The sequence below is a fragment of the Devosia sp. genome (genome assembly GCF_017307565.1).
Taxonomy (GTDB): domain Bacteria; phylum Pseudomonadota; class Alphaproteobacteria; order Rhizobiales; family Devosiaceae; genus Devosia.
In genome coordinates this window covers 1-5,240 of the sequence record NZ_JAFKHD010000166.1, presented here as the reverse complement: position 1 = coordinate 5,240, position 5,240 = coordinate 1, and the positions used below count along the sequence as shown (strand labels likewise).

The window sequence follows — 5,240 nt, the reverse complement described above, 5'->3', positions numbered from 1 at the left end:
CGGGCATCGTGCTCGCCACAATCTTCGTGACCTTTCCCTTCGTCGCTCGCGAACTCATTCCGCTGATGCAGGATCAGGGTTCGGGTGATGAAGAAGCTGCGCTTTCGCTCGGCGCTTCGGGCTGGCAAACCTTCTGGCGCGTAACGTTGCCCAACATCAAATGGGGCCTGCTTTACGGAGTGTTGCTTTGTAATGCCCGCGCTATGGGCGAGTTCGGCGCCGTTGCCGTGGTGTCGGGCAAGATCCGCGGGCAGACCACGACCATGCCCCTACAGGTCGAAATGTTCTACAACGAATACCAGAGCACGGCGGCCTTTGCGCTTGCTTCGCTCCTCGCCTTGCTGGCGCTCGTAACCCTGGTTCTCAAGACAGCGCTGGAATGGCGGTTCGGTGACGAACTCGCTGCCACCGGTCGCGGCCACTAACTGGAATAGAGATGGAAGTACGCGTTCAAAACGTCCGCAAGGAATTCGACCGGTTTCCCGCGCTTCACGATGTGTCGCTGGACATCAAGTCGGGCGAACTCATTGCGCTTCTGGGGCCGTCGGGTTCGGGCAAGACCACCTTGCTGCGTCTCATTGCCGGGCTCGAGCGGCCGACTGCGGGCAAGATTTTCTTCGGCGATGAAGACGCCTCGGAAAAGAGCGTGCAGGAGCGCAATATCGGCTTCGTGTTCCAGCACTATGCGCTGTTCCGGCACATGACGATTCTCGAAAATGTCGCCTTCGGTCTCGAAGTGCGACCGCGGGCCACTCGCCCGCCCAAGGCGGAAATTCGCCGGCGGGCGCGTGAACTGCTCGACCTGGTGCAGCTCTCGGGCCTTGAAAAGCGCTATCCCAGCCAGCTTTCGGGCGGCCAGCGGCAGCGCGTGGCGCTGGCGCGTGCGCTCGCCATCGAGCCGCGCGTGCTGCTGCTCGACGAGCCCTTTGGCGCGCTCGACGCGCAGGTGCGTCGCGAGCTGCGCAAGTGGCTGCGCGAAATGCATGATCGTACTGGTCACACCACGGTTTTCGTGACCCACGACCAGGAAGAAGCGCTGGAACTGGCCGACCGGCTCTGCGTGATGAGCCAGGGCAAGATCGAACAGGTGGGCACACCCGATACCGTCTACGACCAGCCGCAATCGCCGTTCGTTTTCGGCTTCATCGGTGAATCGAGCGTGCTGCCCGTCAATATCGAGCGCGGCGATATCTGGCTCGGCGATCGGCCGATCGGCATTTCCACCCAGGAAACGGTTGGGCCAGCCCGGCTTTTCTTCCGTCCGCACGATATCGAGCTGATTGAAGGCGACGCGGCTTTGTCGGGTGTTGTGGTCAGCAGCCGGCGTGTCGGGGGCACGAGGCGCGTCGAACTCGACATTGGCGGGGCGGGGCACCGCGTTGAAATCGATCTGCCTTTCGATCACCCGGCGGGTGAGCGGAGCCAGATCAGCTTCCGTCCGAAACGCTGGAAACTGTTTCCGGCCGCATAGGATCGCAAGGAGCGTGCGGTGATTTCGCAGAAGGCCCGCTATGCGCTTCGTGCCCTGCTTGCGCTTGCGCGGGTGGGGCCGGGCAACACGCTGATGACCAGCGAGATCGCCGCCGAACAGAAGATTCCGAAGAAGTTTCTGGAGCAGATCCTGCTCCAGCTCAAGGGCAGTGGCCTGGTGCGCAGCCATCGCGGGCGCACAGGCGGCTACGAGCTCGTTCGGCGTCCGGAAGAGGTGATGTTCGGCGAGGTCCTGCGGCTTGTCGACGGGCCGATTGCTCTGTTGCCATGCCTTTCCAGGGTAGCCTATCGGGCGTGCGAGGATTGCCGCTCCGAAGAGAGCTGCGAGCTGCGGCACGTTTTTGCTCGCGTTGCCCTGGCTTCGCGCGACGTGCTAGATAATACCAGCCTGGCTTCGGCCCTGACGTCACCCGACCTGCTGGCCTGACTTCCGCATCTTCATATTGTTGACATTGTGCGTCATGTTTTATACGGGAGCGGCAATGAGCTATTGCACCTGCTGTCCCGAACGGCAGCCGTCCTGAGGGAACACCATCGGAGACGGCAGGCAGGTTGCAGCTGCAAGGATTGTCTCTGATGGCTGAATTTCTGCACCGCCATGGTCGTGCGCTTCGCATAGCTGCCGGTTTTCTTGTGTCGTTTGGCCTGGCGAGCGCGGCAATGGCGCAGGATGCGGCCCCAGCCGTCGACGTTGCGCCGATCGTCAGCCCTGCGGATGAGTCTCCGGCGTTGACGCCGGTGCCGGAAAGCCCTGCGCTCGCTCCAGTAGTCGACCTGCCAATGGTCGAGACGGGTTTGCAGGGGCATGACCTGTCGCCCTGGGGCATGTTCCTCGCAGCTGACTACGTCGTCAAAAGCGTCATGATCGGGCTGCTGTCGGCATCCATTGCGACGCTGATCATCTGGGTGGCCAAGAGCATGCAGCTCGCCGGGGCGCGTCGCCGTGCCTATGGCGCGCTGCGCGAGGTGCTGAAGGCCGATAGCCTTGAAGGTGCTGCGCGGGCGATGCAAAACCGTCGTGGCCTCGGCGTGCTGCTGGTCAATGCGGCAACCGAAGAGATGGAAGCGTCTCGCGATCTCGCCGGCCGGGTCGATCCTGCTGGTATCAAGGAGCGCGTCTCCTCGCGCCTTGGGCGCATTGAAGTTGCCGCCGGCCGCAAGATTTCGCAGAGCCTCGGCATTCTGGCTTCGGTGGGTTCGGTTGGGCCGTTCGTGGGTCTTTTTGGCACCGTCTGGGGCATCATGAATGCCTTTGTTGGTATTGCCGAGACGCAGACCACCAACCTGGCCGTCGTTGCCCCCGGCATTGCCGAGGCGCTGCTCGCGACGGCCTTTGGTCTTGTTGCGGCAATTCCGGCCGTTGTCATCTACAACGCCTTTGCACGGTCCGTGACCGGCTACCGGCAGTTGCTGGCCGACATTTCGGCCGGCATCGAGCGCCTCGTCAGCCGTGATCTCGATCGGCTGGCGGTCGCCGGTGCGCGCCACGCTTCTGCGCTAGCGGCGGAGTAGGGCGCATGGCCGGCCGCATCAAGGAAGGCTCCGGCGACGAGCTGGACGTCAACCACGAAATCAACGTGACGCCATTCATCGACGTTATGCTGGTGCTGCTGATCATCTTCATGGTGGCGGCGCCCCTTGCGACGGTGGACGTGAATGTCGATCTGCCGGTTTCCAATGCAGCGCCCGCGCCGCGTCCAGAAGACCCGCTTTTTGTCACGCTGAAGGACGATCTGAGCCTTGCCATCGGCAATGACACGGTTGGGCGTGATGCCATTGCATCGGCGCTCGACAAGGTGACCGGAGGGGACCGCGAGACGCGGGTGTTTCTCCGTGCCGATCAGGCAGTGGCGTATGGCGACCTCATGGAGGTGATGAATCTCCTGCGCTCGTCCGGCTATGTGCGGATCGCGTTGGTTGGGCTCGAGTCGGTCAATGCCGTGGCTGCGCCGACCGGCGAGGCGGCCCAGGCGCCAGAATGAAGGACGTAAGCGACAGTTTCGTCGCGGAAGACTTTTTGCGCGCCAGCAAAGGCGACGTCGCTCTCTGGGCGGCGGCGAGCCTGATCGTCGTGCTGGGCCTTTCCGGCGGCTATTTGGCCTATCAGACTTTTGCGCCAGTGGAAGAGATGTCGGGTCCGCCCGCCGGTGCGATGACGATCGAATTTGCCGAGTTTGCCGTGTCCCCGACGACTGAGGAGCTAGACATTCCAGATGGCGAGCTTTCGTCTTCCTCGGAAGACGTGCCGCCCAGCGAAGCGGAGCCCGACCCGGAGGCCGAACTGATTGGGGAGTCGGAGCCTGTCGAGGAGACACCACCGGAGGTTGAGCCTGAGCCGGCACCCGAGCCGGAAAAGGTAGTCGAGACCGCCGAAGCAGAGATCGAGCAGGTACGTGAGCCGGAGCCTGTGGCGCAGCCTGAACCTGAGCCCGCCCCCCTGCCGGAACCCATCGTCGAGCCGGCTGAACCGATCATCGAAGCGCCCGAAGTGGAGGCGCCGGAACCGGCCGTGGTGGTTCCACAGCAGGCGCTGCCGCGTGAGCCGGAGCCGGAAGTCGTCGAGGAGCCGCCTGCGCCCGAACCCCTGCCCGAGGAGCCGGTGGTAGAGCCTCTGGATCCGACGCTGCCGGTGCCGATCGCCATGCCGCAGCGTATCGCAGACATTCGCGCAAATACCGAGCCAACGAAGTTCACGCCGCCTCCGCGCCGTACACCGCCGCCGCAGCAGACTGCGTCCCTGGCCTCCGCGCCAAAGCCGCAGGCGCAACAGGCCGCACAGGCGGCGGCCCCGCAGCAGTCCACGTCGTCCGAGCCAAGTACGTCACAGGTCAATCGCTGGGAGTCCAGCGTGCTGCGCCATCTTGGCCAGCGCCGGAAATTTCCGCCGGAGGCGCGGCAGCGTGGCGAGAAGGGGCGCGTGGTAGTGCAGTTCGCCATCGACGTCGGCGGCAATGTGCAGTCGGTCAGCATTGCCCGCTCGAGTGGATTTGCTTCGCTTGACCAGGCGGCGCTTGATCTGGTGCGGGCCAGTTCGCCCGTGCCGCGTCCGCCCGAGGGACTGCCCCGCTCGCGGCTGACCATTTCCATGCCCATCGATTACGAACGATAGGCTGTCCCCAAAGGTCTTGAGCGCTGCCTTGGCAGCGCTCAGCGTTTTAGCGTGACGCCAGCTCTCAGGCGCCCGTGACGCGCCAGATGACGTCGCCGACGTCGTCTGCCATCAGCAGGGCTTTGTCGGCTGCAACGGCTACGCCGACCGGGCGGCCGAAGGAGTACTTTTCATCGGCCGAGAGGAAGTCGGTGAGAATGTCGCGTGGTAGACCGACGGGTTTGCCGTTTTCGAAGGCGACGAAGGTGAGCTTATAGCCGCTCAACTTGCTGCGGTTCCAGGAGCCGTGCTGGCCGATGGCCATGCCGGCGGGGAAGCCGGGCAAGCTGCCCTCAGGCACCCATGTGAGGCCGAGCGATGCGGTGTGGCCGCCGAGGGCGAAGTCGGGGTGATCCTGACCGGAGGCGGGGTGGGCCGCGCTCTGGGGCACACGGTCGTCGACCACGCCCCAGTAGGAGTAGGGCCAGCCATAGAAACCGCCGTCGCGGACGGACGTCAAATAGTCGGGCGGGGTTTCATCGCCGAGACCATCGCGCTCGTTGACCACCGTCCAGAGAACGTCGGTGGTCGGCTCCCAGGCCATGCCCACGGGATTGCGGAGGCCTGCGCCATAGATGCGCGAGGTGCCGGTGGCGATGTC

At 64.1% G+C, this 5,240-nt stretch carries 7 protein-coding genes; 6 read left to right on the top strand and 1 reads right to left on the bottom strand.

Annotated elements, in window-relative coordinates; genetic code table 11:
* The 6 genes from J0I64_RS04610 to J0I64_RS04585 form a co-directional block, all read left to right on the top strand.
* A partial coding sequence (locus J0I64_RS04610) for an ABC transporter permease subunit (RefSeq protein ID WP_291406436.1) occupies nucleotides 1–425 on the top strand: 425 nt, incomplete at its 5' end.
* Between the two features lie 11 nt (nucleotides 426–436).
* A complete protein-coding gene (locus tag J0I64_RS04605) occupies nucleotides 437–1,471 on the top strand; it encodes a sulfate/molybdate ABC transporter ATP-binding protein (RefSeq protein WP_291406435.1) in 1,035 nt (344 codons plus the stop codon).
* Between the two features lie 18 nt (nucleotides 1,472–1,489).
* The gene (locus J0I64_RS04600) at nucleotides 1,490–1,918 is read left to right on the top strand and encodes an Rrf2 family transcriptional regulator (RefSeq protein ID WP_291406434.1); all 429 of its coding nucleotides are present in this window, start codon (nucleotides 1,490–1,492) and stop codon (nucleotides 1,916–1,918) included.
* A 149-nt stretch (nucleotides 1,919–2,067) separates the two neighbouring features.
* Complete coding sequence (gene exbB / locus J0I64_RS04595; protein WP_291406433.1) at nucleotides 2,068–3,003, top strand: tonB-system energizer ExbB; 936 nt, start codon at nucleotides 2,068–2,070, stop codon at nucleotides 3,001–3,003.
* A gap of 5 nt (nucleotides 3,004–3,008) precedes the next feature.
* Nucleotides 3,009–3,473, top strand: coding sequence for a TonB system transport protein ExbD (gene exbD, locus J0I64_RS04590; protein ID WP_291406432.1), 465 nt, complete (start codon nucleotides 3,009–3,011; stop codon nucleotides 3,471–3,473).
* Entirely contained in the window at nucleotides 3,470–4,600 is a 1,131-nt protein-coding gene (locus J0I64_RS04585; protein ID WP_291406431.1) for an energy transducer TonB, read from the top strand. The genes exbD and J0I64_RS04585 overlap by 4 nt, the downstream gene beginning before the upstream one ends.
* 64 nt (nucleotides 4,601–4,664) lie before the next feature.
* Here J0I64_RS04585 and J0I64_RS04580 read toward each other — a convergent pair.
* Nucleotides 4,665–5,240, bottom strand: a 576-nt coding sequence (locus J0I64_RS04580; RefSeq protein ID WP_291406430.1) for a PQQ-dependent sugar dehydrogenase, incomplete at its 5' end; no start/stop codon positions are given.